We start from the raw sequence: 448 nt of genomic DNA, 5'->3' as shown, positions 1-448 counted from the left end.
CGCCGGTCCCAATGCGGTAAGTCGTGTGACCATCGACGGCGTGGCCCACAGTCTGCACTACGATGCCAACGGCGCCATAGAACGCTACGATGCCGCTACAGGCGACGACAAATGGATCCGCTGGAACGCGCGGCAGCTGCCCACGGAAATTGTGCTGGGCAGCAGCCAGAACGACAACACCCCGACCGCCAGGGACCGCTTTAAATACGGCCCCAATGGCCAGCGTTTCTATCGTGAATCCAGCTGGATGGAAGGCGACCAACTCAAAACCGAAAAGGCTTATATTATCGGTAACTTTGAAGTAATTTGGCCCATTCACGATGGATTGATTAGCCGGGTTCAGCGCACCACCCTGAGTGGTTCGGTGCAGCATGTAGCGGTCACAGACCCCGCAAGTACCACCGCTGAGTATCAGTACCTGCACCGGGATCACCTGGGCTCTGTGGAA

The 448-nt window shown here is 57.4% G+C and carries 1 protein-coding gene; it reads left to right on the top strand.

Annotation, left to right across the window (positions count from 1 at the left end):
• Positions 1 to 25: 25 nt before the first annotated feature.
• On the top strand, positions 26 to 448 hold a 423-nt coding region (locus Q5Y71_RS17220; protein ID WP_306043296.1), incomplete at its 3' end, for a hypothetical protein.

The sequence above is a fragment of the Microbulbifer sp. 2205BS26-8 genome (assembly GCF_030731025.1).
Lineage (GTDB): Bacteria > Pseudomonadota > Gammaproteobacteria > Pseudomonadales > Cellvibrionaceae > Microbulbifer > Microbulbifer spongiae.
Note: the sequence above shows the minus strand (reverse complement) of the source record. Positions and strands in the feature narration are given on the sequence as shown.